This window comes from Desulfoluna spongiiphila, from assembly GCF_900101345.1.
GTDB classification, from domain to species: Bacteria; Desulfobacterota; Desulfobacteria; order Desulfobacterales; family Desulfolunaceae; genus Desulfoluna; species Desulfoluna spongiiphila.
Window position 1 is genome coordinate 206,786 of the sequence record NZ_FMUX01000011.1, and the last position, 26,311, is coordinate 233,096.

The 26,311-nt window shown below is 58.3% G+C and carries 25 protein-coding genes; 9 read left to right on the plus strand and 16 right to left on the minus strand.

What is annotated here, in order from left to right; all coding sequences use genetic code 11:
- Positions 1–763: 763 nt before the first annotated feature.
- The 5 genes from mltA to mobA all read right to left on the minus strand — a co-directional run bounded on the left by mltA (position 764) and on the right by mobA (position 5,410).
- Positions 764–2,008 (minus strand): murein transglycosylase A, encoded by a 1,245-nt coding sequence (gene mltA, locus BLQ12_RS15775; protein WP_092211762.1) that lies wholly within the window; start codon positions 2,006–2,008, stop codon positions 764–766.
- Entirely contained in the window at positions 2,005–3,453 is a 1,449-nt protein-coding gene (locus tag BLQ12_RS15780) for a DNA recombination protein RmuC (protein WP_092211764.1), read from the minus strand. Before BLQ12_RS15780 ends, mltA begins: the two co-directional genes overlap by 4 nt.
- On the minus strand, positions 3,453–3,935 hold the full coding sequence (gene moaC / locus BLQ12_RS15785) for a cyclic pyranopterin monophosphate synthase MoaC (protein WP_092211766.1): 483 nt from the start codon (positions 3,933–3,935) through the stop codon (positions 3,453–3,455). The genes BLQ12_RS15780 and moaC overlap by 1 nt, the downstream gene beginning before the upstream one ends.
- Before the next feature lie 230 nt (positions 3,936–4,165).
- Complete coding sequence (locus tag BLQ12_RS15790; protein ID WP_254782063.1) at positions 4,166–4,537, minus strand: molybdenum cofactor biosynthesis protein MoaE; 372 nt, start codon at positions 4,535–4,537, stop codon at positions 4,166–4,168.
- Positions 4,538–4,795: 258 nt separating this feature from the next.
- Positions 4,796–5,410: a molybdenum cofactor guanylyltransferase gene (gene mobA, locus BLQ12_RS15795; protein ID WP_092211768.1), complete on the minus strand. Its 615-nt coding sequence runs from the start codon at positions 5,408–5,410 to the stop codon at positions 4,796–4,798.
- A 334-nt stretch (positions 5,411–5,744) separates the two neighbouring features.
- On the opposite strand from mobA, the gene pyrR reads away from it, so the two are divergent.
- Positions 5,745–6,284: a bifunctional pyr operon transcriptional regulator/uracil phosphoribosyltransferase PyrR gene (gene pyrR, locus BLQ12_RS15800; RefSeq protein WP_092211769.1), complete on the plus strand. Its 540-nt coding sequence runs from the start codon at positions 5,745–5,747 to the stop codon at positions 6,282–6,284.
- Between the two features lie 9 nt (positions 6,285–6,293).
- On the plus strand, positions 6,294–6,797 hold the full coding sequence (locus BLQ12_RS15805) for a MogA/MoaB family molybdenum cofactor biosynthesis protein (protein ID WP_092211771.1): 504 nt from the start codon (positions 6,294–6,296) through the stop codon (positions 6,795–6,797).
- Between the two features lie 452 nt (positions 6,798–7,249).
- Here the strand turns inward: BLQ12_RS15805 and BLQ12_RS15810 are convergent, their stop codons facing one another.
- Positions 7,250–7,741 (minus strand): phosphate-starvation-inducible PsiE family protein, encoded by a 492-nt coding sequence (locus BLQ12_RS15810; RefSeq protein ID WP_092211773.1) that lies wholly within the window; start codon positions 7,739–7,741, stop codon positions 7,250–7,252.
- 316 nt (positions 7,742–8,057) lie between these two features.
- Between BLQ12_RS15810 and BLQ12_RS15815 the strand changes: the two genes are divergently transcribed.
- From BLQ12_RS15815 to BLQ12_RS15840, 6 genes are all read left to right on the plus strand, one after another.
- A complete protein-coding gene (locus BLQ12_RS15815) occupies positions 8,058–8,876 on the plus strand; it encodes a phosphate ABC transporter substrate-binding protein (RefSeq protein ID WP_092211775.1) in 819 nt (272 codons plus the stop codon).
- A 110-nt stretch (positions 8,877–8,986) separates the two neighbouring features.
- Positions 8,987–9,964, plus strand: a complete 978-nt coding sequence (pstC, locus tag BLQ12_RS15820) for a phosphate ABC transporter permease subunit PstC (RefSeq protein WP_092211777.1) — start codon at positions 8,987–8,989, stop codon at positions 9,962–9,964.
- A 2-nt stretch (positions 9,965–9,966) separates the two neighbouring features.
- The gene (pstA, locus tag BLQ12_RS15825) at positions 9,967–10,851 is read left to right on the plus strand and encodes a phosphate ABC transporter permease PstA (RefSeq protein ID WP_092211779.1); all 885 of its coding nucleotides are present in this window, start codon (positions 9,967–9,969) and stop codon (positions 10,849–10,851) included.
- Between the two features lie 295 nt (positions 10,852–11,146).
- Complete coding sequence (gene pstB / locus BLQ12_RS15830; protein WP_092211782.1) at positions 11,147–11,926, plus strand: phosphate ABC transporter ATP-binding protein PstB; 780 nt, start codon at positions 11,147–11,149, stop codon at positions 11,924–11,926.
- Between the two features lie 254 nt (positions 11,927–12,180).
- Positions 12,181–12,843, plus strand: coding sequence for a phosphate signaling complex protein PhoU (gene phoU / locus BLQ12_RS15835; RefSeq protein WP_092211784.1), 663 nt, complete (start codon positions 12,181–12,183; stop codon positions 12,841–12,843).
- 267 nt (positions 12,844–13,110) lie between these two features.
- Positions 13,111–14,745, plus strand: a complete 1,635-nt coding sequence (locus BLQ12_RS15840; protein ID WP_139163997.1) for a glycosyltransferase family protein — start codon at positions 13,111–13,113, stop codon at positions 14,743–14,745.
- 643 nt (positions 14,746–15,388) lie between these two features.
- Here the strand turns inward: BLQ12_RS15840 and BLQ12_RS15845 are convergent.
- From BLQ12_RS15845 to BLQ12_RS15885, 10 genes are all read right to left on the minus strand, one after another.
- Positions 15,389–17,155 carry an ATP-binding protein gene (locus BLQ12_RS15845; protein WP_092211788.1) on the minus strand — a complete coding sequence of 589 codons (1,767 nt, stop codon included), beginning with the start codon at positions 17,153–17,155 and terminating at the stop codon, positions 15,389–15,391.
- A 335-nt stretch (positions 17,156–17,490) separates the two neighbouring features.
- A complete protein-coding gene (locus BLQ12_RS15850; RefSeq protein ID WP_092211790.1) occupies positions 17,491–18,189 on the minus strand; it encodes a response regulator in 699 nt (232 codons plus the stop codon).
- A gap of 228 nt (positions 18,190–18,417) precedes the next feature.
- A complete protein-coding gene (locus BLQ12_RS27060; protein ID WP_139163998.1) occupies positions 18,418–18,630 on the minus strand; it encodes a hypothetical protein in 213 nt (70 codons plus the stop codon).
- Positions 18,631–18,660: 30 nt separating this feature from the next.
- Entirely contained in the window at positions 18,661–18,903 is a 243-nt protein-coding gene (locus BLQ12_RS15855) for a hypothetical protein (RefSeq protein ID WP_092211792.1), read from the minus strand.
- Between the two features lie 301 nt (positions 18,904–19,204).
- Positions 19,205–19,984, minus strand: a complete 780-nt coding sequence (locus BLQ12_RS15860; RefSeq protein WP_092211794.1) for an alpha/beta fold hydrolase — start codon at positions 19,982–19,984, stop codon at positions 19,205–19,207.
- A complete protein-coding gene (locus tag BLQ12_RS15865) occupies positions 19,977–20,537 on the minus strand; it encodes a DUF84 family protein (RefSeq protein WP_092211796.1) in 561 nt (186 codons plus the stop codon). Before BLQ12_RS15865 ends, BLQ12_RS15860 begins: the two co-directional genes overlap by 8 nt.
- Complete coding sequence (locus tag BLQ12_RS15870) at positions 20,537–21,487, minus strand: ketopantoate reductase family protein (RefSeq protein WP_092211798.1); 951 nt, start codon at positions 21,485–21,487, stop codon at positions 20,537–20,539. The genes BLQ12_RS15865 and BLQ12_RS15870 overlap by 1 nt, the downstream gene beginning before the upstream one ends.
- 240 nt (positions 21,488–21,727) lie before the next feature.
- The gene (locus BLQ12_RS15875; RefSeq protein WP_092211800.1) at positions 21,728–23,023 is read right to left on the minus strand and encodes a helix-turn-helix domain-containing protein; all 1,296 of its coding nucleotides are present in this window, start codon (positions 23,021–23,023) and stop codon (positions 21,728–21,730) included.
- Between the two features lie 226 nt (positions 23,024–23,249).
- Positions 23,250–25,058 (minus strand): acyl-CoA dehydrogenase, encoded by a 1,809-nt coding sequence (locus BLQ12_RS15880; protein WP_092211802.1) that lies wholly within the window; start codon positions 25,056–25,058, stop codon positions 23,250–23,252.
- A 282-nt stretch (positions 25,059–25,340) separates the two neighbouring features.
- Complete coding sequence (locus BLQ12_RS15885) at positions 25,341–25,970, minus strand: TetR/AcrR family transcriptional regulator (RefSeq protein WP_092211804.1); 630 nt, start codon at positions 25,968–25,970, stop codon at positions 25,341–25,343.
- Between the two features lie 163 nt (positions 25,971–26,133).
- On the opposite strand from BLQ12_RS15885, the gene BLQ12_RS15890 reads away from it, so the two are divergent.
- Positions 26,134–26,311: DUF4372 domain-containing protein (locus BLQ12_RS15890; protein WP_139163999.1), on the plus strand; the 178-nt coding region annotated here is incomplete at its 3' end.

Genomic DNA, 26,311 nt, shown 5'->3' on the forward strand with positions numbered 1-26,311 from the left:
GTGTCAGGGTGGCGACGCCGCGTCTAAGGCTCGAAACCGTCCGTGCTGTGCGCCTTGATCACCATTGAACCACCGGCCCTTGCCAATGTCAAATTAATTCACACCAGTAATCAATGATCAATTAAATGAAATAATTGTTAAATTTAGACATACCGAGAAACAGTCACACAGATACTTAAAAAGGAGAGAGGGGGGATTGCGGGCATTCCATGCCCGAAGCACAAAGGGGCTGGCTGGTCTCGTTTCCGAAGAGTCTGAGAAGGCCCAAAAACGGGCATATAGAGGACTTAACCATTCGTTATAACATTGTTTTTAAGGGGCAACTTTGACTGATCTTGAAACGTTTTGCCTGGAGGGGTAGAGTGAACCTACCGTGAATGAAAAATTCAGATTACCACCGAGCTTCAACACCATTCATGTAACCTTGGGATGGGTAAGAACCCGAAAGGTTAACGTATAAAAAAGGGAGTTCAGGTGGTATTCGGAGAGGTTTGATCACTCTCCAAGGGTGGCCCGCTGGCAGGGGCCACCCTTTTTTTGTGCTCATGTCCTTTATGTGCCTCCGGCGGCCCTGCCGGGGGCCAAACTTTTGAAAAGTTTGATAAACAGGTTTAAAAAATAAATTCAGTTTAGTCTGAATCAATAGCGAATGTGATTTTCCCTGAGGAACGAAGGGAAAAGCGCATTCGCAACCTGCTTTCAAGGTGGCTCACCTTGCCGCCGGAGGCATCGTTTTTTTATGTTTTCTTTTTACGCCGGCCTTTTACCTTGCCGATGGTTTCAGAACGAGAAAATAGAGGGATCCCGGCTGCTTCATGTGCCCTGCCGTCAACTCGGCTGAGGGACCGTGCCCGGTGAACAGATCCACCCGCCCGGGGCCTTTGATGGCCCCTCCGGTGTCCTGGTTCACCACAAACCGGCCGAAGGACTCCCAGGAGAGCACCTCATCCCCTGTTGTCTCCCCGGGTTTCTCCGTGGTGATAAAGGCGATGCCGCAGGCAGGAAACTGTCGTTTATCGGTGGCGATGGAGCGATTCGGGGTCACGGGCACGCTGTAGCACCCCAGGGGGCCTTTGGCCTCCTCTTTGAAAAAGACCATGCTCGGGTTGTAGTTGAACACCTCCTGCCTTCGCTCCGGATTCTCATCCAGCCACTGCCGGATGGTCTGCATGGAGACCGCCTCCCTTTCCAGCAGCCCCTGCTGGATCAGATACCTTCCGATGCTGCGATAGGGGTGTCCGTTTTTGGTCTGGTAGTGGACCCTGAGCTCCTCGCCATTTTCCATGGTGATGACCCCCGACCCTTGAATTTCCAGGAAAAAAAGATCCACGGGATCATCCACCCAGGCCAGGATCTCGGTGCGGTCCAGAAGGGCGCTGCCGTTTTCCGATTCATTCCGTGTGTAGTAGGGCACCACGGCCCCGCTCTCCGTCACCCGGCCGATAAGATGCCGTTTGCCCGTGGACTTGACCCCGGGGAAACGGGAGATATCGATGGTCACCAGGTCGTCGGGGCGGGTGAGTACGGGGTAACGGTACTGTTCGGTCTGCTCCGTATGACCGGTAAGTTCGGCTTCGTAGTACCCGGTAAAGAGCACATCGCCTTTGCCGTCCCGGCCCGTGGATCGGTACACCCGATAATTTTCTCGGATAAAGCGAGAGAGTGCCTCTGGAGTGGGCTCTTCCTGGATGGCATTTAAAAGAACCACCACAGAGCGGACCATAACCGAGAGGCTGTAGCGATCATCTCCCACGGCAAAGGTGCGCGTCTCCGGAAGCCTGCTGTAATACGCCAGGCTCTGGAGCAATGCCTCTTCAAGCCCTTCGAAGTTCAAATCGTCGCCAAAGGCAGGGTAGGCCTTCTCCCCCGGAGTCACCGGAACCAGGGCAGGCAACGGCCCGGAGCGTCCTTTGCCCGTGCCGATGCAGCCGGTGGACAAAAAAAACACCGCCACCATCATGAGACACACCCATCGCCAGGCACCGGGCCTGTTGCTGACCAGCATCATCCTGCCTCCACCCGCCTGGGCACGGTCTCCACAGGATCCGGCGAATCAATGGTTGCCGTCTCCTTCTCCCGGACCCCCAGCTCTTCAAAGCGTCTGGCCGAAACAAAAAGACGCCGCTCAAAGGAACCTGCCAGCTGGTTGTAGGTGGAGGTCACCTTGCCGATCTCTCCGCCCAGCTTGTTTAAGTGAGAGGCAAAGGTCACCATGCGACTGTAAAGCTCCTTGCCCAGCTCCTGGATTTCGTGGACGCTTTCAGCGGCCTGCTCCTGCCGCCACCCGTACCCCACGGCCTTGAGCAGGGAGATGAGGGTGGTGGGAGTGGCCAGCACCACCCCTTTTTCAATACCCTCTTCGATGAGCCCGGGCCGCTTGGACAGGGCCGCGGAAAAAAAGCTCTCCCCGGGGATAAACAGCACCACAAACTCCGGGGCGGGCTTGAGGCCCGCCCAGTACGCCTTGCCCGAAAGGACCTGAACATGGTGGTGGAGGGCCCGGGCGTGCTCGTCCAGATGCGTTGCCTTTTCTCCTTCGGTGGTGGCCTCCATGGCCCGCAGGTAGGCGGCCAGGGGAACCTTGGAATCCACGGCGATGCGCCGCCCCCCGGGAAGCTGGACCACCATGTCTGGACGCATGGCCCCGGCCTCGCCCTTCATGCTCACCTGCTCGTAAAAGTCGCACCGATCCACCATACCGGAGAGCTCGGCCACCCGCTTCAGGGTAATCTCCCCCCAGCGACCGCGGACGTTGGGCACCTGCAGGGCCCCGGAGAGCTTGGTGGTCTCCTTCTGGAGCACCGCGTGGGTCCGGGCCAGGGTCTCCACCTGTTCGGTGAGGGCCCCGTAGGCCTTTTCCCGCTGCATCTCCATCTGGCGAACCTTTTCGTCGTAGGCTTTCATGGCCTCGGTCACGGGAGCCACGATCTCTTTCACCGCGTCTCCCCGCCGGGTAAAGTCGCGCCTGGCCTCGCCGATCACCGCCTCCAGAGTCTCCCTGGAGAGCCGGGTAAAGGTCTCCGCGTTGTCTGCCAGGGCATCGGCGGAAAGGGCCTTGAGCATCTGGCGCAGTTCATCTTTCTGGGCAGAGAGCAGGGCCACCTTCTCGGCGGTGGACTCCCGCTCCTTGGAGAGCTCGGCCTCAAGGCGCGCCATGCGTGACCGCAGGGCAATCTCCGTCTCGCCCTTCTCATGCAAGGCGGCGTCCCTCTCTTTGAGGCCCTCTTCCAGGGCCAAAAGATTCGTCAGGCGCCCCCTGGCCTCGGCTGCCTCATCGGCCAGGGCGAAAAGGCGCTCCTCCTGAGCGTCCCGGCTCTCCAGGGCCTCGTCCAGGGCGCGGGTCGTTCGGCGAAACCTCACCCCCGCAAGCCCCCAGGCCACGGCCGCTCCGGCCACCAGCCCCGCCCCCAGGGCGGGCTGTATCAGAATATCCATGAATCCAGCAGGTGCCATCACGCCCCTTCCCGTTGATACACGCCGGATTTTCCGCCACTCTTGGCCATGAGGCGGATTCCCTCGATGGTCATCCCCTTGTCGTAGGCCTTGCACATGTCGTAAACGGTCAAGGCCGCCACGGACACCGCATGGAGGGCCTCCATCTCCACGCCGGTCTCCCCTTTCACCCGCACCTCGGCCTCAATGCGAAAGGCATGGTTCTCCGGCTCGGGGTAAAAATCAACCCGGGCCCCGGTAATGAACAACGGATGGCACATGGGAATGGCCTCGCTGGTCCGCTTGGCCGCCATCACCCCTGCAATGCGTGCGGTCTCAAGGACATTGCCCTTCTTCACCCGGGTGTCCGTGATCCTCTCATAGGTGTCCCGGTTCATGACAATACGGCCCTCGGCCACAGCCCGCCGATCCGTGGCCGCCTTGTCCGTGACGTCCACCATGCGGACCGCACCGTCTTCGTCTATATGCGTAAATTCTTTCATGAAATTTCCTTTTAGCAAAAAAGCCTCCGGCGGCAAGGTGTGCCACCTTGAAAGCTGGTTGCGAATGCGCTTTCCCCTTCGTTCCTCAGGGAAAATAACATTCGCCTTTGATTCAGATTAAACCGAATCTCTTTTTAAAACCTGTGTATCAAACTTTTCAAAAGTTTGGCCCCGGCAGGGATGCCGGAGGCAACAGGAGCGACATGCTTCATTCGCAGCGCCCTTCCCCATCACGACCCTTCAGTAAAATGCTCCGTCTTTGAGGTCACCTCGGCCTTCACGGCGTTCAAGAGCCCCTCAAGGGTCGCCAGCACGTTTTCGCGGATATCCCCTGCCACCACAATGGCCATGACGTCGTCCCCCACGGCCAGGGGTTTATCCTCTTCAATGGCGATCAGGATCTCCACGATGCCCGCCCGGCTCCGGTACTCGGCCATGAGCTCTTCAAGTCGCCCGTGGTTCACATGCACCGTAAGCCCTGTCACGGGTCGCCCGTCCCGGGAGCTTTCACGCACCACCCCGTTATGGGCCAACACCATCCCCGCCTTTCCGAAATCGGGGTGGGACTTTATCTCTTGAATCATCTCAGCGATTTGAATCATTTTTTTTCCTTTACTCATCAGCGTGGTTTGTAAGGGCCAGCGCAAATATAAAACAACCCAAAAAACGATGCCTCCGGCGGCCCTACCGGGGGCTAAACTTTTAAAAAGTTTAACAAACAGGTTTTAAAAAACCTGTTTAGGTGAATTTTGCTTTAAAGGCGGTTGTGATTTGACCCGAGGGACGAGGGGCAAAACGCATCCGCAACCTGCTTTCAAGGTGGCACACCTTGCCGCCGGAGGCTGCTTTGCCACCTAAATTTAACCGTCGCCCTTCCGAGCAAGCATGTCCAGCGCCCACCGGTAGTCTTCCGGGGTGTTGATGTTGAAAAAGCTGCGCAGCTCGGGGTCGATGCGCCGGATTTTCTCTTCGGCGACCTTGCGGGTTCTTTTCTTTCGAAAGAGGCTCTGGATTTTATAGCGGCCTTCGGCCAGCCTGTTTTCGGCCAGGGTAAGGTTTTCCCGTGAGTAGGCGGCGCAGAGGGGCTCCAGGCCCTTTGTGGTCTCCGGCACCACGATGGTGGCTCCGTCGGTGCGATGGGAGAGCACCAGTTCCACCATCTCCCGGGAGAGGAAGGGGTTGTCGCAGGGGGCCACAAAAATCCAGGGGGTTTCCGCGTGGAAGAGGGCAGCATGGATGCCGGCAAGGGAGCAGCGTTCGGGGAAGAGGTCCGACACAATCTTGACGTCAAACCCCATAAAATCAAGAGGATTATTGGAGACCACCAGCACCCGGCCGAAGATCTCATCAAACAGGGCGAGGGTGCGCTCCATGATGCTTTGCCCCCCGATGTCGAGGAGGGCCTTGTTGACTCCGTTCATTCTGGAATTCAATCCGCCGGCCAGAATCACGCCGGTACAATCAAAAATCCCCATTGCACTCGTTGCTCCCTCATTGGTTTATGAAGGGAGTCTGTCAAAAATAATTCGCAAAATCAAGGCATTTCAAAGTGGTCAAACCAAGGGGTTTGGGCTTCATTTCGCCACATTTGACTTGATCAATCGTCCTTCAATAGGATAAAAATAGGGGTATGGTGTCCGAGAAACCCTCACGGGACACCCCACCTCCATCGGACCGCGTGCCGATGGCATCGTCAACCCCTTGCATGCCCGTATGTGAACAGCCCTTCCGCACCCACGCATGACGATCCCCCGACAAGGTATCGGCAAAACGTTCCAACACAGGCATCAACCCATTGGGAACCCTGCTATGACCACCGCAACTGTTCTTCTCGATGCCACGGACATCAAACGTGCCATCACCCGCATGGCCCATGAAATCATCGAACACCACAGAGGTGCCCAAGGGCTCGCCCTCATCGGTATCCAGACCCGGGGCGTCTTCATCGCCCGGCGCCTGCGCAGTGAAATAGAAGCCATCGAAGGTCTTGAAAAGAACGCCCTCCCCTGCGGGGAGATGGACATCAACCTCTACCGCGACGACTGGACCCGCATCAGCCATCAGCCCATCGTCAAGCCCACGGAGATCCCCTTTGAGGTCAACGACCGGGAGATCCTTCTGGTGGACGACGTCCTCTACACCGGCCGCACCATCCGGGCCGCCATGGACGCCCTCATGGACTTCGGGCGGCCGTCGCGCATCGGCCTGGCCGTCCTTGTGGACCGGGGCCACCGCGAATTTCCCATCCAGCCCGACTACACAGGCAAGAAAGTGGACAGCGAATACGATCAGCACGTCAACGTCCTGCTCAGCGAGCACGATGACTCCGACCAGGTAACCCTAGACTGAGAGGTAAATATGGGAACCCAAGAGCACAGAAGCGAAAGCAAGAAACAACTGACAGTGGCCGTCGTCTCCGTCTCATCCACCCGCACCATCGACACGGACGAGAGCGGCGCGTGGATTGAAAAACAGGCAAAAAAAGAGGGCCATGACGTGGTGGACCGCCTGGTGGTCATGGACTCGGAAGGGGAGGTGCGAAAGGCCATCCGGGACATCATCCGGGACCACAACGCCGACGGCATCATCGTCACCGGCGGCACCGGCATCACCGCCGGAGACCTCACCTTAGAGGCCGTCAGGCCCATGTTCCGGAAAGAGCTCACCGCCTTCGGTCCCATCTTCGCGCAACTGAGCTTCGATGAAATCGACTCGGCAGCCATCCTCTCACGGGCCACTGCGGGCATCGTCTCGGACTCCGTGGTCTTTGTCATCCCCGGCAGCCTGGCCGCCTGTAAACTCGCCTGTAAAAACCTCATCTTCCCCGAACTCGGCCACGTCTCCAAGCACGCCAGGGGATAATCGGTCCGCAAGTGATGCATTTTTTCTATGTGAATCCCGAAGGGCACGTCGTGTCCTTCGGGAGTTTTACCGGACAAGCCCCCCAGAGAAAGAGCCTCAGGGCCTTAAGGCCAGCGCAAAAATAAAACATACAAATAATGATGCCTCCGACGGCAAGGTGAGCCACCTTGAAAGCTGGTTACCGCAGCGCTTCAACCCTCGTTCCTCGGGTCAAATCACAGCGGTATTTTTCGTGAAATTGGGCCTTAATCATCGTTTGGACCGCGACCTTCAAAGAGCCGATTCCGCTGTCGGCCTTTTGGACGATGTCATCAATAACACCCTGGTGGCCCAAAGGATGACCAAGGCCTGAAATTGTGTATGTATTTTTTGCCTGAGCCCTTGCATCCAACGCCCACGGGCGCAGCCCGTAAGTAAATGCGATCGACCCGAGGTACGAGGGTTGGGAGCATTCACGAACCTGGGGTGTAGCGGACGGCCAGGGTGCGGATGATCCCCAGGCTGATTAGGAGCAGGGAAAATCCTGCAAGGACCTCCCAGGAGGGTCCCTTTGCCTCGTCCCGGTAGAGGGTCACCATGACCTCCCGCACCACAAAGAGAATGGCCGGGTCCATCATGGTGTGGAGCCGGATACGCTGGGTGCTGAAAAAATCCACAAACCCCCTGAAAAGTTCCAGCATCACGAGAAAAGAGAGAATCTCGGCCACCACAAAGGTGAACCCCTCTCCGTCCATCATGTGGAGCAGGTGCCTGGCATCCAGCAGGGTCTTGCCCAGGCCTGCGGCCAGCACCACGATGATGTAGACGATCATGATGTTGACCATCACCTCCTGGGTTTTGAAAAAAATCGCTCTGGGATGCATCGTCTCCAGAATCCGACCGGTTCGTCCCGGCCCTTCCCCACCTCTTTTCTTTTGCCACAAGGGCTCATTAATCTGTTCCATGGGACAAGCATCTCGTCCATGTGTAAGGCTTGTGTCAGGGGCCTGTGAGGATTTGGCAATCCGCGCCCCCCAAAGGAGGGGTATTTCCCCCCTTTTTTTTCTCCGGAGTTCGAACACATCAACCCCTCACAGCGCCCTAACCAAACCCTAACACGACGGCACTATTTTCCTGTGGAACATGTCAAGGCCCCAGCGGGGAGGGTGCTTTTCGATCCCCGCTTCCGGGATGCGGCCGCCTGAATCCGCGGCAAAAAAGCCGTCGTCCTTTGACGCCGGCTCGTGACATACCATCACCAACCTCCACAGGAGAGACACCATGAAAAAGAGTCTTTGGTTCACCGCCCTTGTTTCCACCCTCTTCCTTGCGGCGTCCGTCACCACGGCATCGGCCGGGAGACTTGTTCTCAAAGGGTCCACCACAGTCCTTCCCATTGCCCAAAAAATCTCAGAGGCCTACATGGCCGCCCATCCTGACGTCAAAATTTCCCTTTCCGGCGGCGGCTCCGGCAACGGCATCAAGGCGGTCGTCGACCAGACCGCGGATATCGGCAACTCCTCCCGATTCATCAAGGGCAAAGAGGTAAAACTCGCCACCGGCAAGGGCGTGCTTCCCGTCCCCCACCGCATCGCTTTGGACTGCATCGTCCCGGTGATCCACCCGGACAACCCCGTCGACGACCTCAGCCTGGACCAGCTCAAGCAGATCTATCTGGGCAAGATCACCAACTGGAAGCAGGTGGGCGGCCCGGACAAAAAGATCGTCGTGATCTCCCGGGACAGCTCCTCGGGTACCTTTGACGCCTGGAAAAGCCTGGTCATGAAAAAAGAGCGGGTCACCCCCCGCGCCCTGACCCAGCCCTCCAACGGCGGCCTGGTAACCCAGGTGGCCACCACCAAAGGGGCCATCGCCTACATCGCCCTGGGCTACATGAACAAAGAGGTAAAGGCGGTTCGCGTGGGTGGAGTCAAAGGCTCTGCCGAGACCACCTTGAACGGCCGTTACCCCATCAGCCGCCCCCTGTTCATGTTCACCAACGGCTGGCCCAAGGGGGAGACCCTGGATTTCATCAACTTCATCCTCTCCAGAAAAGGGCAGGCCCTGGTGGAAGAGGCCGGAAGCATCTCCCTTTACTAAACACCGGCACCCGTTCAGCGGGACCGTGGGTACACGGAGCCGACGTGCCGCCATGGGTGGCGCGTCGACTGCGTGTTCGTTTCGCAGCCCACAATCAAGGATGACCCCACATGACACACAGCGAGTCTACCGCAGCACCCCACACACCGGCGCCCCCTTCGGAGCGGGTTCCACGTGAAACAACCGCCCCGGAGCGGGGCAGCCTCACCGGTCGGCGAACCGCCGTCGGGGAGTGGGTGGCCGAATCCTCCCTTTTGATCATCTCCCTGGTTTCCATACTCGTCCTGGGCCTGATCATGCTCTTCCTCATCCTGGAGGGCACCCCCACCTTCTCCTTTGTCTCGGTAAAGGAGTTCATCGGGGGCGTGCTCTGGTACCCCACGGATGAGCCCCCGGCCTTCGGCATCCTGGCCCTTATCGTGGGCTCCTTTGCCGTCACCATGCTCTCCTCCCTCATCTCGGTACCCTCCGGGGTGATGACGGCCATCTACCTTTCGGAGATCGCCCCGCCGAGGGTGGCGGAGTGGCTCAAGCCCGCCATTGAGCTGCTGGCATCGCTTCCCTCGGTGGTCATCGGCTTTTTCGGCATGGTGGCCGTGGCTCCCCTTATGCAGACCCTCTTCGATATTCCCACGGGGCTCAACCTGTTCACGGCCTCCATCATGCTGGCCTTCATGTCCATCCCCACCATCTGCACCATCTCCGAGGATGCCTTGCGGAGCGTTCCCATCACCTACCGGGAGGCCTCCCTGGCCCTGGGGGCCACCCCCTTTGAGACCATCTCCAGGGTCACGGTTCCCGCAGCCCTTTCCGGCATCACCACGGCCATTATCCTCGGCATGTCCCGGGCCATCGGGGAGACCATGGTGGTGCTCATGGTGGCCGGCGGTGCGGCCATGGTGCCCGAATCCCTTTTTGATCCCATCCGCCCCATGCCCGCGAGCATTGCCTCGGAGATGGGGGAAGCCCCGTTCCGGGGGGAGCACTACCACGCACTTTTTGCCACGGGCATTACCCTGTTTCTGTTCACCATTGTCTTTAACGTTCTGGCCATGTCCGTGTCGCGCAGATACCGGCTCAAGGGGTAACCATGACCTTTTCCATCCAGAGAAGCATCGTCTCAGGCAGGCGCGGAACCACCCAGAAACTCTGGTTCACCCTCTTTCGCGTGGCCGCAGCCATCAACGTGCTGGCCCTTTTTGCCGTGATCCTTTTCATCATCACCCGGGGCCTTTCCGCCATCAGCTGGGAATTCCTCACCCAGATGCCGAGAAACTCCATGACCGAAGGGGGAATCCTTCCCTGCATCGTGGGCACAGCCTCCCTGGCCTTAGGGGCCCTGGCCATCTCCTTCCCCGTGGGGGTGGGCACGGCCATCTACCTCAATGAATATGCCGGCCAGGGAAGGATCGTCTCTGTCATCCGCTTTGCCATCGCCAACCTGGCCGGGGTCCCCTCGGTGGTTTTCGGCCTCTTCGGCCTGGCCTTCTTCTGCACGGTACTGAAGATGGGGGTCAGCCTCCTGGCCGGGGCCCTGACCCTGGGGGTCATGAGCCTGCCCGTCATCATCGGGGCCGCAGAAGAGGCCTTAAAAGCCGTGCCCGACACCTACCGGGAAGCCTCCTTAGGGCTTGGGGCCTCAAAGTGGCAGACCATCTGCCGCGTGGTGGTGCCCTCTGCCCTGCCGGGCATCCTCACCGGCTCCATCCTGGCCCTGGGCCGGGCCGCAGGCGAGACCGCCCCCATCATGTTCACCGGTGCCGTCTTCTTCACCCCGGACCTGCCCACCTCCGTGTTTGACGAGGTCATGGCCCTGCCCTACCACATCTACGTCCTGGCCACGGCGGGCACCCACATCGGAGAGACGCGGCACCTTCAGTACGGCACGGCTCTGGTCCTCATCGCCCTGGTCCTCGGCATGAACCTGTGTGCCATTATCCTTCGCTCACGCCTGCGCAAAAGGAGCCGCGTGTAAAAACATGCCTTCGATGGTTAAAGTTTGGATGAATCGCAGGGTCAAGAGGGCTCAGGAAAAACAATGCCTCCGGCGGCAAGGTGGGGGCACCTTGAAACCCTATGGCGAATGCACAAAGGATGTCGCAACCTTATCGTTATCGGGGCATTCGCGCGACGGGTGATATTAGGCAACCGCAAACACAGAAGAGACCGGTTCCATCTTTCGTGAAAATGGACGCCGCCAATACTGATTCGGACAGACTTTGACCAGGGTACGCCCGAAGGTAACAACCTTTTTATATGAGCGAATTAATATGACTCAGAAAGAAAAAAACACCCACGACACCATTATCCACGCCAAGGACCTGAGCCTCTTCTACGGGGATTTCCAGGCCCTCCACGAGATCACCCTGCCCTTTGCCGAAAGGCAGGTCACCGCCCTTATCGGCCCTTCGGGCTGCGGGAAGAGCTCGTTTCTAAGGTGCCTCAACCGGATGAACGACCTTACGGCGGGTACCCGCAGCGAGGGGGAGGTGATCTTTGAGGGGAAGAACATCCTGGAGAAAAAAATCGACGTGGTCTCCCTGCGCCGCCACATCGGCATGGTGTTCCAGAAGCCCAACCCCTTTCCCAAGAGCATCTATGAAAACGTGGCCTACGGCCTGAAGGTCAACGGCATCACCAACAAATCCATGGTGGCGTCACGGGTGGAGCGAAGCCTCATCCAGGCCGCCCTCTGGGAGGAGGTGAAGGACCGGCTCCACAAACCGGCCCTGGGGCTTTCCGGGGGCCAGCAGCAACGCCTCTGCATCGCCCGGGCCCTGGCCGTGGAACCGGAGATCCTGCTCATGGACGAACCGGCCTCGGCCCTGGACCCCATCGCCACCCAGAAAATCGAAGAGCTCGTCCTGGAGCTCAAGGAGCGCTACACCATCATCATCGTCACCCACAACATGCAGCAGGCGGCCCGGGTCTCCGACACCACCGCCTTCTTCTACATGGGCAAACTCGTGGAGGTGGGCAACACCAACACCCTGTTCACCAAACCAGTGAAAAAAGAGACCGAAGACTACATCACCGGTCGTTTCGGGTAAGGGAAAAAGCTTGCCTCCGGCGGCGAGGTGAGCCACCTCGAAAGCAGGTTGCGAATGCGCTTTCCCCTTCGTTCCTCAGGGAAAATCACATCCGCCTTTGATCTATGTTGGCCTGAAACTGTTTTAAAAAACCTGTTTGTTAAACTTTTTAAAAGTTTAGCCCCCGGCAGGGCCGCCGGAGGCCTCTTTTTAAGCATTTATTGATTTTTTACCTTCAAGGAGGCACCCGGAGTGCCGGGTGACAGAGAGTAACCATGACCATCCATCTGCAACGGGAATTAGATAAGATCCGGCGCATGCTCCTCTCCCTGGGAGCCCTCACCGAAGACCGCTTCCGGCTGGCCATCCGCGCATTAAACGAAATGGACGTGGACCTGGCCCGGGAGATCATTGGAAAAGACGAGGAGATCGACTTGAAAGAGGTCCAGATCGAAGAGGAGTGCCTCAAGGTCCTGGCCCTGCACCAGCCCGTGGCCGGTGATTTGCGGTCCCTGGTGGTGGTGATCAAGATCAACAATGATCTTGAGCGCATTGCCGACCAGGCCGTTAATATTGCCGTGCGCATCAAAACCCTGGCCACCAAAAAAGCACCTGGGTTTACCTACGACTACACAGCCATGGCCGAGAAGGCCAGCCTGATGCTGAAGATGAGCCTGGATGCCTTTGTGCGGCAGGACGATGAGATGGCGGAACAGGTGCGACTCATGGACGAGGAAGTGGACGCCATGCGAAACGCAGCCTACGACCGCATCAAAGAGGCCATCTCCGAAACCCCGGACGACGCCGGATACCTCATCAACCTCTTTCTCGTCTCCCGTCACCTGGAGCGCATGGCCGACCACGCCACCAACATCGCCGAAGAGGTGATCTACATGCGTCGCGGGGAGATCATCCGCCACACCGAAGCCTTCGATTAAATCCGGGCCGGGGCGCCCCAGGCTCACAGGGGGAACCCCCGGCTTTCATTCCGTTCCCCTGCCACTCCCCTTCCATGAAATCTCCTTGACTTTTTTACTGCAATATCTAATGTTTCTTTACTGAAAACATTGACCTGTATTGTGAACTTGATTATCACCGCACGCCTGCTCTTCCCTTGCCCGTTTTTCCAGGCAGGCCTGCACACCCATAATGCAACCCGACTGACCCGACACCGGCCCGCCCCGGGGCCCATACTGCAGGCAGCCATGGTCCGAATCCACAACCCGCGGGTCGCCCTGTTCCTGACCCTACTGCTGGTGTTAGCCTTTACCCTCCCTGCTGCCGGACTGATGGGGGTGGCTCCCCTTGTCACCGATGACCCGGTGACAGCCGCCGCTGCCCTGGACATGGCAGGCGCCCCGGAGCTTACCCTGGACATGGCCCGGGGGTACCTCACCGAGCTTCCTCCCCTCTACCCGATGGCAGCGGCCGCTGTATCCCATGGGGCTGCCCCCTTTTTCCAGGGCACGGCAGCCCTTCGCCTCACCTCTGCCCTTTTCAGCCTGGGGACCCTGATCCTTTTCTTCTTTTTCGCCCTGCGCTACGGAGGGAACCTTTTTGCTCTTCTGGCCGTGGCCCTCCTGGCCACCATGCCGGGCTTTGCCTTCGGAGCCACCTGGATCGGCCAGGATCCGGCCCTGGGCTTTTTCCTCATGGCCTCGGTTGCCGCCGTTGCCAAAACCTTCTTTGACGACTCTCCCACCTGGATCCTCATGGTGGGGGTGGCAGCGGCCGGCGCCTTTCTTACCAGCGCATGGGACGGTGTCATTCCCATTGCCTGCCTCTGGGCCACGGGTATCGTCTGGTTTGTCGGCACCCAGAAGCCAGACAGGTCCACCCATGTCAGCCATCTCTTTTTTCACCTGGCCGCCCTTCTGGTCATCCTTGTCCTTGCCGGCGGAGGCATCGCCATCCAGTTTGTCGGGACGACGGTCCCGCCGCTGACCCAAGGGTTCTGGATGCCCGCAGGCCGGCTATCCCCCTCACCAGACCTCCTTGAACTGGCAGTACGCCTTCTGGTCCACACCTTGCCCTGGACACCCCTTTTCTTCCTCTATGCGGGGCTTACAACAGCCCAGACCCTCAGAAGCGGCACCTTTCCCGCAACGCCCGTGTTCCTTGCGGTCTGGTTTTTTTCAACCCTCCTTCTCCCCTTGTCCGGCGACACAGGGCTCACCCCGGTTCTGCCTCCCCTGTCCCTCATGGCGGCCTTTGCCCTCAATCAGGGGATGCCGGTGTGGGTAAAACGCTACGCCACGGCCTGGTCCTGGGCGGTGATTCTGACCCTTTTTGTCCTTGCCCTCTCCCCGGGCCTGCGCCCCCTGGCCCTCCGGTTCGACCACGGCGTTATAGCGGGGCTCCTCGACGGTGGAATCACCTCCCCCCTTGCCGCCGCGGGCTTTATCCTGGCAGCCCTGACCTGCATGGTGAAAACCATTCCCCTCACCCGGACGGGACGACTCCTCACCGTCACCGCCATCCTCTGGATTACCCTTGCAAACGGGCCCTTCTCTGCGGTGGCCGGTCACCGGGCCGTGGAAATCAAGCCCCTGATCACCGCCATAAAGGCCCACCCCCACAAAGGCACCGCGGCGTTCGGGGTAGACCGCCGCCTCCGGGCCTCCCTGTGCTTTTACGGGCAACTGCACCTGCTCACCACGGACAACCTGGAACGCTGCTACGACATCCTTAAAGGCGGAGACCCCGATTTCGACACCCTCCTCATGCAGTCCGATGCCATGGATCACCTCCCGGAAGCCCTCTCCATGGTCCCGGTGACCATTGTCAAAAAACTGCCCCTCCGACAGGGCGGCAGCCTTCTCTTCGTTCAGGGACAATAGGTTATGACCAAAGTACTTAAAAAACATGCCTCCGGCGGCCCTGCCGGGGGCCAAACTTTTAAAAAGTTTGACAAACAGGTCTTAAGGCTACGCCGAAATAGTTTCCACTTTTTCACATCAGAAACGTTTTTTGCGGAGCTTTTTTTCAAAAAAGCGACCCGCCGGAGGCAACCTGAATAGTTACAATCTATTTTGTTTTAAAGGCGGATGTAATTTGACCCGAGGAACGAGGGTCAAATCACATCCGCATCCTGCTTTCAAGGTTGCACACCTTGCCGCCGGAGGCAGCCAGGTTAAAGACGCCTCCGGCGGCCCTGCCGGGGGCCAAACTTTTGAAAAGTTGGACAAACAGGTTTTGCTCAATTTAACAGAAACCTTCGCGGAAGCCCTCACCCTGAGGAACGAAGGGGGAGGGCTTTCGCAACCTGGGTCCCCTGGCCGCCGGAGGCAGGTTTTCCCTGCCCACTTTAACCATAGAAGGCATGTTTTTGGCTTTTTCTGAGCCCTCTGTGACTCTGAGGTTCACCCGACTGTTTTAACTTGAATCGTTACAAAAAAACCCGAAGACCTGATCGCTGGAAAGGCGCTCGGGTCTTCGGGTTTGGTTTTCTGTGTGCCGGAAAGTCCGGCCCTGGGGTTTTTATCAGGTCGGGACAACCAGGGTAAATGTGGATCCCTTTTCCGGGGTGCTTTCTACCCGTACCTCTCCGCCCAGAAGCTGCATCACGTGCTTGACGATGGCAAGGCCCAGGCCAGTTCCGCCCAGCTTTCGGCTTCGGGCGCCGTCCACCCGGTAGAAGCGTTCGAACAGCCGGGGAATGTGCTCGGCGGGGATCCCGCACCCCTGGTCAGAGACACGGATCTCCACCCGTTCTTTGACTTTGGCAACGGATACGGTGACGGTGCTCCGGGCCGGGCTGTACTTGATGGCGTTGTCCAGAAGGTTCACCACGGCCCGTTCCAGGAGCATGGAGTCAAAGGTGGCCAGCACCCCTTTGTCTCCGGTCACTTCGATGGCCACCTCCCTGGCCTCGGCGCTTCCCGCAAGGAGAAGCAGGCTGGTCTCCAGGACCCCGTCCACCTGGGAGGGCGTCAGGGAGAGGCTCCCCTGCTGCTGCTCGATGCGGGACAATTCAAGGAGGTCCTCAATGAGGTGGCTCATGCGGTCCACATTCTTTTCAATGATGGTGTAAAAACGCTCATGGCTGTCGGAGATCTTCTCTTTTTCTAGGAGGATGGTCTCCACGGCCCCCTTGATACAGGTCAGGGGGGTACGCATCTCGTGGGAGGCGTTGGCGGCAAAATCCCGGCGCATGCTCTCCAGGCGACGCATGCGGGTGACATCATTAAAGACGATGAGGGTCCCCAGGCGCACCTCACCCACCCCCTTCAACGGGGTGCTGCGGCTGTGGAGCAGGGTTTCCCGGTTGTCCCAGAGCTTGATATCCTGGTCCATGGCCTCCTCGGTTCCGGCCGCCTTTTCCACAAACCGGATAAAGGCGATGTTACGGATCGCCTCGGAGACCCCAAAGCCCACGGCCTCCCCCGGGACCAGGCCAAAGATACCGTGGGCAGCTGCGTTCATGCTGATAATGGAAAAATCCGCGTCCACGGCCATCACCCCTTCCGCCATGCTGGAGAGCACCGCCTCCATCTCATTTCGCTGGCGGGTGGTGGTCTTAATCCGCTCATCCAGCTGGTGGGCCATGAGGTTCATGGATTCGGCCAGGCCCCCTATCTCAAGGGAATCGGGGACGTAAAGCTTGTGGCTGAAATCCCCTTCGGCAAAAAGACGGGCGCTTCTCTGCATGTCGGAGATGGGGAGGCTTATCTTTCGGGAAACCACCAGGCTGATGAATCCGGCCACCAATGCCGTCATCAATCCCCAGAAGGCAATGCGCCGTTGAACCGAACGCACCTCTCCCTCAAGGGCCGTCATGGGAAGGGCCGTACGCACCACCCCGTACACCACGTTGTCCTGTTCAATGGGGGTGGCGACATACATCATGTTGGTGGAAAGGGTGGCGCTGAAACGGATGGAGGAACCCGTGACGCCCTCCAGGGCCTTCACCACCTCCGGGCGTGCCCCGTGATTCTCCATGGAAGCCGAATCCCTGGTGGAATCTCCCAGGACCCACCCCTCCCGGTCGATGACCGTCACCCGGCTGCCCGAGCTAAAGGACGAGGCTTTGCAGTAGGCATCGATGTCAGGGGGGCTTCCCTCTTCCATGAGGGATCCCACCCGAAGGCCCATGACCTTGGCCAGGGACTCCAGATCCTGGAGGGTCTGCTGGTGGTAAAAGGATTTCATGGATGAAAGGGCCAGGAGGCTCACGGCCACAAGGGCCAGGACGATGATTCCCACATAGGAGGGGAAAAGCTGCCAGAAAAGACGTTTGCGCTGTATCATGGGTGTATGGCCTGTAATGGGTGTTAAAAAAACGTAACTATTCAGCTTATACCTTCTATGGTTAAAGTCGGATGAATCACAGGGTCAAAAGGGCTCAGGAAAAAATAAAAGCAATGCCTCCGGCGGCGAGGTGTGCCACCTCGAAAGCAGGTTGCGAATGCGCTTTCCCCTTCGTTCCTCAGGGAAAATCACATTCGCTGTTGATTTTGATTGGTCTGAATCTGTTTTTTAAAGCCTGTTTATTAAACTTTTTAAAAGTTTAGCCCCCGGCAGGGCCGCCGGAGGCTAAACCTCTTTAAACCTCTTTAAACCTCTTTAAACCTCTTTAAACCTCTTTAAACCTCTTTAAACCGATACCCGATGCCCCGAACGGTTTCGACGTACTGGCTGCAGGGTCCCAGTTTCTTGCGCAGCCCCGCCACAATGACGTCCACGCTGCGATCCGTCACCGCGTAGTTGTCTCCCCGGATGCCGTCCACGATCTGGGAGCGGGTAAACACCCACCCGGGTCGCCTAGCCAGAAGCAGCAGCAGGGAGAACTCCGAAAAGGTAAGCTCCACCCCTTGGCCCGCCACCTTCACCTGGACCCGGCCCGGCCGGATCTCGATCTCCCCCAGCAGGAGGACCTCATCCATGCCGGCCTCCCTCTCGCTTTTGTCGGCCCGTCGCCTCACCGCCCGGATCCTCGCCAGGAGTTCTCTGGGGCTGAAGGGTTTGGCCACGTAATCATCGGCCCCCAGCTCCAGGCCGGTGACGATGTCGGCCTCTTCGCCCTTGGCCGAGAGCATCACAATGGGAATATCCGCAGTGGTGGGGCTCCCTTTGAGGTTTCGGGTCACCTCCAGACCATCGATACCGGGCAGCATAAGATCCAGAACGATCAGGTCCACGCCCTCGCGCCTGGCAATCTCCACGGCGCGCTCTCCGCTTCCGGTGCAGGTCACTTTGTACCCCTCGCGTTCGAGGTTGTATTTCACCAGGTCCAGAATATCCTCTTCATCATCCACGACCAGCATATGCGCTTTGGATTTCATCGTTCTCTCCAGGAAAAAGGGTGGCAGTGACGGTCAACAGCCACATCAACGGTGGTGTAGGTTGTAAAACGGTTGTGTTAGGCTTGTGTTAGGTGGTTGTATGAATCGTGTGATCCCCCCATATTTCGGGGAGGTCGGGCGCCAATAAAACAGAAAAAGGCGAGGTTCGCATGAACCTCGCCTTTTTTAAATGGTATGCAGCCCTCGGGGTCAAAGCCCGCCAACGGCTTACCGGTCATCGGGAAAACCCCTGGGAAAAATAAACCGTGAGATGCGTGCCAGAAATCCGATGCGGCGATCACCCAACCTCCTCCGGAACAGCCCTTTACCTTCAAAGGAACCCCGGTTACGACGTTCATCGCCTCGACGCCGCCATTTCGGATAGATATCGAAATGAAATCGGTGGTTATACTCGTCTCTCCTCTCCTGGGTTTCTGCCATACGGCCCCCCTTTGCCGTTTCGGCGGTACCTCATGCGGGGCCCTTCTCGCAGGAGCTGCTCCATCGGCCCATGCGAAACCAACCGAAACGGCGCTCACTGGAACGTCGCCGTTCCAAACTACAACGATTCTCCACGTCGCCCTCTTCGGCGCTGTGGAGCAAACCATAGCCTTGTCGGCGCTCGAAAGGCTCCCGCCGGTCCAAACCGAAACGTCTCTCCAACGTCGCGAGGCGGAACATCGCTTCCGGGTCGAGATGAATGATGGTGCTCATGGGACCTCCCGGCACAGGGATTGTCGGGCACGGGCTGGATCATTGAATCGGGCAGCACCCGGCCGTCGTTCCCGCCTTTGCCCGCGGCGATCCGCCGGCAAACCTGCCGCGCCTATCTATTTGATTCCTCTTCACTATACACCCCTTAAACCAAAGGATCAAGGCAGGCCCGTTTGGCCTCCAGGGCGAACGCATTCAGGGGCCTGCACAGAACTAAATCATCCAAAAGCGATGCCTTCTATGGTTAAAGTCGGATGAACGACAGAGGCAAGAGGGCTCAGGAAAAACAAATGCGTTTACCTCAAGAAGCGGCCCGATCAAAGAAATCCACCAGCGCGGCCACGACCTCATCGCGCTTCTCATGGTGGGCGACATGGCGGCAGGCGTTCACCTTAAACGAGGTGGCTCCGGCAACGGATCGGCAAATGGCCTCCACCTGGCCCCAGGTGCCGTACTGGTCGTTTTCCCCCTGGATCACCAGGGTGGGTGCGGTCACGGCGGCGATGGTTTCGGTGATGTCCCAGCTCCGATGGGAGGGCGAAAGCCAGGTATCGGCCCAGCGCCGGAAGGCCTTTTCTGTGTTGGACCCATGGTGCCGGCTCAGCTTTTCGCGAAAAGTGCCCTCGGTGAAATAGCCGTCGGCGTCGGCAATCCCTTTGACGGTAAGTTCATCCACATACACATGGCAGGCCTCCACCACGATGCCGGCCGTCCGCTCCGGAAACAAAGCCCCGAACAGCAGGGCAATGGTCCCGCCGTCGCTGTGGCCGAAAAAATGGGCCTCGCCTATCCCCAGGGCATCGAGCACCGAAGGAAGCATGGTCTCCGCCTCAAAGGCGGGATACTGGGAATTGGCCTCCCACTCGGTCAGGGGAGACGACTTTCCATAGCCCCAGCGATCCCATGCCCACACCGTGCGGCCCGTGGCCCGGCTGAGGGCTTCGGGAAAATCATGCCACATTCCCACGCACCCCAGGCCTTCGTGGAGCAACACAATGGGCGTGGCCCCGGCATCGTTCCCTTCCACGCACACGGTATAAAGAGACTGACCCAAGACGTAAAGGGTCCGTTCCTCACGCATGGGACCCGCCTTTTCCGTAGGCCGTCAGTGCCACCAGGGCCATGGTCACGGCAGGCACCATGTAATCGGCACGGGTCACGGCCCCGCCGGAAAGAAGCCCGATAATCCCTTCGGCATAGCCGATGCGCCGGCTCTCGGAGAGCCCGGCCCGATGAACCGCCTCATCCAGCTCGCAGGATCCGTCCACCACCATCCGGCACACCTCTCCAGGCAGCTCAAAGGCCGGGCCCACGCCCCGGTGAAACCGCTTGCCGTCATAAATCACGCAGGCGGTGAGGTTCATAAACCCTGTGTCTGTTCCGGCAACGGGCACCAGGCCGGACTCCAGCCCCACGCCGTACCCGTTTCCTCCATAGGCCCCCAGGGCCCTGTTGTCGGCCCCGCTCAAGGTCTCTTCATAACCCACGGGCTGGTCGGAGACCCCGGATGGGGAGGCAACCGACACAAAAGAGAGGCTGCCGAACCCGGCAAACCCCTTGAACGCCCGCTTGACCGCATCAAGCTTGTTGGGGTTGACCGAACCCACGGCCACCCGAACATCTTCCAATGACATCACGCACAATCCTTTTCCATAAACCCGATGATATCCAGCACCGTTTGATTCACGGGCACCGGCACCCCGTGCTTCTCACCCAGACGCACCACCTCACCGGTGAGGGCGTCGATTTCCGTTCTCTTGCCCGCTTTAAGATCTTGAAGGGTCGATGAGACGTGGTGGGCTGCCGTGGGCAGGAGTTCGCCGGTGAGCACCGTAAAGTACTCCTCAGAGGTCTGCCACCAGGTGCGATACCCGGCCGCCTCCATGACGGCAAAGATCTCATCCACCACGGACCGCATCAGGCGCAGCCCTTCGGGATGATCGGAGAGCTTGCCGTAAGGCACCCCGAAAATGGCCCCCAGGGAGTTCAGGGAGCCGTTGAAAAGCATCTTGGCCCAGAGATCCCGCCCCACCTCGTCCGAGGCGTTGCAGGAGAGCCCCCCTTTGGTGAGGGCCTCGGCCAGGGGAATCAGCTCCCCTGCCATGGGACGGGCCAGGTGCCCCATGGAGATGGGGGCCACATGGACCGTGATGTGGCTGGTGTTGGGTGCAGGGCGGGAAAAGCCGGTGATGACCCGGGCGTTGTAGACCCTGTCCGGGTCCACCCATGGTGACACCCGCTCCCTGTTCCCCCAGCCATTCTGGCAGAGCACCACGCAGGTGGAAGGTCCCAAGAGCCCGGGAACTGCTGAAAGGGCCTGGCCCGCCTCGCCCGTGGCGCTGGACTTGGTGCAGACAAGCACGTAATCATACGGCCCGTCTGCCATGAATTCATCCGGAGAGGCCGCTGCCCGCACGTTGCGGTACGCCGCCTCCCCCAAAAGCCCCGTGCGCCTCAGCCCCTCATCCTCAATGGCCGTAACGCCCTCCTGCCGGGTCACGATATCCGGGGTCACCCCCGCCTCAGCAAGGCACGACGCCAGCCCCAACCCCACGGCACCGCCCCCAAACACCAACACCTTCATCTTTGATATCCTTTCGTTGCCTTTAGGGTAACCATCCAGCTTGCAAAAAAGCCTCCGGCGGCAAGGTGTGCCACCTTGAAAGCAGATTGCGGATGCGCTTTGCCCCTCGTTCCTCGGGTCAAATCACATCCGCCTTTAAAAGAGACTTCACCTGAAATGATTTTTTAAGACCTATTTGTTAAATTTTTTAAACGTTTAGCCCCCGACAGGGCCGAAGGAGCCATTTTTTCCCGGAACGCGTTACACCTGCCGCAGTTTGAGCCAGAGGATCACCGCCTTTTCCTCCCCTTTGTTTTTCCAGCGGGAGGGGGTGCGTTCCACCAGGTGAATCAGCGACCCCTTTACGGCTTCCAGATCCCGGCTTCCGCTCTGGAAGAGAACGTTGCCTTTGATGACATAGCCCACCTCTTCGCACTTCTCGTCAAAGAAGTGCTGCTTGATGACCCGGCCCGGCTCGATCTCTAACAGCCACACCTCAAAGCCCGTGTCCCCCCCCGAGGGGATCACCTGACGGACGGCCCCGCCTTTGCCCGTAATGCCGGGGATGTTGACATCCTGCCACTGGGAAGGCTCGTAGACCGGAGTGGCCTCTTCGGCGGAGTTGTCTGAGAAAAAGGAGCCCGTCTCCACGGCAAGGAGCTCTGCCATGCGGAACAGGGCGGGAAGGGAGGGGTAAATCTGGCCGTTTTCGATCTGGCTGATGGTGCTGGGGGTGACCCCCACCTGCTTGGCCAATCCGGTCTGGGAGAGCCCCGCCGAGGTGCGGAAGTGTTTAAGGCGGCTCCCGATGTCGATGCGGCCCCAGCCTTTCTGGTCCCCGGAGCCGAACACCACCTCCCCGTCCCGGACCCAGTAGCCCTGGGGCTTGTTCAGGGGGCCGTGCTCGCGGCCTTCGGCCTTGATGAGGTTGAAGAAGAACTTCCCCCGTTTGACGGAGAGCTCGATGACCACCTGGGCGATCTGGGCGATACCGGCCTTGAGGCGGTCGCTGTGGGCCCGGTGCTCAATGAGCCAGTACGCGATGGTGCTGAGTTCATAGAGTTTCGGGCAGGTGCGGGTATAAAATTTTAAGATCCGCTCCTCATCGCCCCAGAGGTCCTGCATGCCGGTGATGGATTCGAAGATAAAACGGGTGTCCAGGCCGTTGTCGGCCAGGCTGTTTTCCAGGGCATCGGACAGGGCCTGCGGATCCGAGGGGTTCTCCACGAGGATCACGTTGGCGTTTTTCTCCCGTGAGCTGTAGTACTTAAGGAAGAGCTCGCTGCCCCCCCCCTTGCCGTGGGTGAAACAGTCCAGGATGGTAAGACCGGGGGCATCGGCCAGGGCCCCGAGTTTTTTTACCAGGTTGTTGGGAGACCGGTCAAAACTGACGTAAATCACCGGCTTGTCTTCCCGGGCGGAGGCTTCCATGAGTTTCAGGCAATAGTCCGAAGCCAGGCTCCCGGAGTCATCATGCCAGATGACGTTGTCTCCCACCCGAAGTCCGTCAAGTATCTCGTCTACTTTCCCAATGCCGGTTCCCGCTTTTTGGTGCATTCTTACGTCCTCAAAATGATTATGTGCCCTCAAAAAAAAACGATGCCGTCCATGACCCGCCGAGCATAAAGAAGATGGCGGCGAAGGGAGCCCCATGCAAGGGCCCCGGGGTGGTAACACACGCCCCCCCATAATAACAAAGCCCGAAAGAGGATGCGAGGCAACACTCTTTCGGGCTTATGTATAACACTAATCAGGGATGAAATCCCCTACAACATCTGATCACTTATCCGATGAAAGAGTCTTCGGGCATCTCCATGATGGAAGCGGTGAGGGCTTTCACGGAATCCATCTTGCCGAGGCCGACGGGCAGCATGTGCTCGATGAAGAACTTGGCGGTAACCACCTGGCCTTCGTAGAATGCCTTGTCTTTCTTCTTGGCTTTTTCGATCTTGGGCTGAGCCACAGCAGCTCTCCAGAGGTGCATCCACGCCATGATCAGGTCGCCGCAGCACTCCTGGAAGAGGGTAGCGGAACCGAAGGCATCGAGGAGCTTCTCGCTCATGGCGGCGCCGCCGATGGCCATGGCACACTCACCTACCTTGTTCAGGGCAGCTTCAACCTTGGCAGCCATGTCGTCGAGACCGGCTTCTTTGGCCAGGGCGATGGCAGCCTGGATTTCACCCATCAGGTCCATCATGGGCTTGCCTTTTTTCATGCCGAGCTTACGGCCGAGGAGGTCCATGGCCTGGATGCCGTTGGTGCCTTCGTAGATGGAGGTAATCTTGCAGTCACGAAGGAGCTGAGCCTGGGGATACTCTTCGATGAAGCCGTAGCCGCCGTAGATCTGGATACCCAGGGAGCAGACCTCAAAGCCCTTGTCGGTGCCGTAGCTCTTGGCAACGGGGGTAACGATCTCGATAAGGCCGTTGTACTTGTCTCTGACGGCTTCGTCTTCGGAGGTACCCACCATGTCGAAGCAGAAACCCATGTAGTAGAGCAGGGAACGCATGCCTTCAACATAGGACTTCATGATAAGCAGGTTGCGGCGAACGTCGGGGTGCTGAATGATGGGCACACCTTTGGGCTCGGCGTCGAGCATGGAGAGCAGGTTGGGGCTCTGGACACGCTCTTTGGCGTAGTTCACTGCGTTCATGTAGGAGGTGGTGGCGAAACCATGACCCTGGAGTGCCACGCCCTGACGGGCTTCGTTCATCATGAGGAACATGGCCTTCATGCCCTTGTTCTTCTCACCGATGAGGGTACCGCGGCACTTGCCTTTGCCGCCGAAGGCGATGGAGCAGGTGGCGTTGCCGTGGATGCCCATCTTGTGCTCAACACCGGTAACAACCACGTCGTTGTCCTCACCGAAGCTGCCGTCATCGTTGACCCAGAGCTTGGGCACGATGAACAGGGAGATACCGCGGGTCCCTGCGGGGGAACCTTCGATACGGGCAAGGACAGGGTGGATCACGTTGGGCACCATGTCGGAGTCGCCGCCGGAGATGAAGATCTTGCTGCCCACGATGTTGTAGGTGCCGTCGTCATTGGGGGTGGCCACGGACTCAAGGGCGCCTACGTCGCTGCCTGCGTTGGCTTCGGTGAGACACATGGTGCCGCCCCACTCGCCGGTGTAGAGCTTTTTGAGGTAGAGCTCTTTCTGCTTGTCGGAACCGAGGCTGGCGATGATGTTGCCGCAACCGTGGGTCAGGCCGGGGTACATAAGGAAAGCGCAGTTGGCGCCGGTGAAGAGCTCACCGCAGGCAAGGGCTACGGCGTGGGGAAGGCCCTGACCACCCACTTCCGGGGCATCGGCCATGGCAACCCACTCGTTCTCGCAGAAGAGTTTGTAGGGCTTGTGGAATGAGGGGGGTACTTTTACCTGACCGTTCTCCAGCTTGACACCCTCTTCGTCACCGGTCTTCTGGGTGGGAAGAATTTCATTGACGGCGAACTTCCTGGCTTCGGAAAGAACCATGTCGATGGTTTTCTTGTTGAAATCACCATACTTCTCGGTCTCTGAAAACTGAGCGACGTTCAGCATTTCGTGAAGAACGTAATCCTGATCCCTGCGGTCTGCAATCTGTTGTGCCATAACTAAATCTCTCCTTATATTAAGACATTTTAAGATTATTTAAGGCATATTAAGGGCCTTGTCAGCTCTGAAATCTAATGAATTCCCTTCCAATACAGCTATTTCGACCAAATCATTATTACTCAAAGCAGAACTATGTTTATGGTTTTTCAATAAAAACCATTTTTCCGCTTAACACGTGCCGCGACGCCTTGCACAGGCGGAAAAAAGCCAATTGTCAGCGTTAACGCGGCATTATTCCAGATTTTTACCTGTCGGTCAATAATTATCCCGCCCGACACCTCACTTGGAAACACAAAAACCGTTGGTCAGCAGCTCAAAGGCTCGATTTAACCAGGCTTCAATATCATAGGCCTCTTTGTTTCCCGATACCCAGGGCCAGATGGCCGAAAAAATCACCCCGTAAAACAGGGCGGAGAGATCCTCGGCCGGGTAAGGCCTGAACTCCCCTTTTTCCACCCCCTCCTGGAAAATCTCGGTGTAGGTCTCCACCATCTTGTCATTGAGGCGGTTGATATCTGCGTTGAGTTCCGGGGGCAGGATCATATCAACGCTGCTCCGAAGAGAGATATAGACCCGGACAAAGGCCTGGTTGTTCCTCAGGAACCGGGCGTTGGCCAGAAGACATGCATAGGCCCTGTCCTTGGGGGCCAGCTCTTTTCGAGAGGCCGCCTCGGCGATGAGGCGCCCCAGGCGAAGGCCCCGGTCCATCACCATGTCATGGAAGATCTGCTCTTTCCCGCTGAAGTACTTGTAGATGGTTCCCAGGGGATACTCGGACTGCTGACTGATCTGAGCCATGGTGGTCCCGTAGTACCCTCTCTCCGCAAAGACGGAAAGTGCCGCTTCCAGAATCTCTTCCCGACGCCTTTTGTACTCCCGTTCCTTTCTGCTCAGTGCCGAATCCGCCACGCCTCCTCCAAGTTAGTGAAGTAAATTTTATTATTATTATGACTTCACTGTTGTCCAAAATAGGATTTGACCGGAAGTAAACCGGTGAGAATTTGAAAAGATGCTCCTTATAAGGCATGGTTAAGTTTGCAAACAAAGACCTCGCCAAACAAGGAGCATATCAATGGTACGTCATTCCAGCCTTTTCAGTCAAATCGTAGGTTTTTTTGACCGTAACCAGTTTGCCCGTTTAGTCTCCAAGCACGACGCAGAAAGAAACTCGAAGGGCTTCAAGTGCTGGGATCATTTTGTTTCCATGCTTTTTTGCCAAATAGCCCAAGCAAAAAGCCTCCGAGAAATAT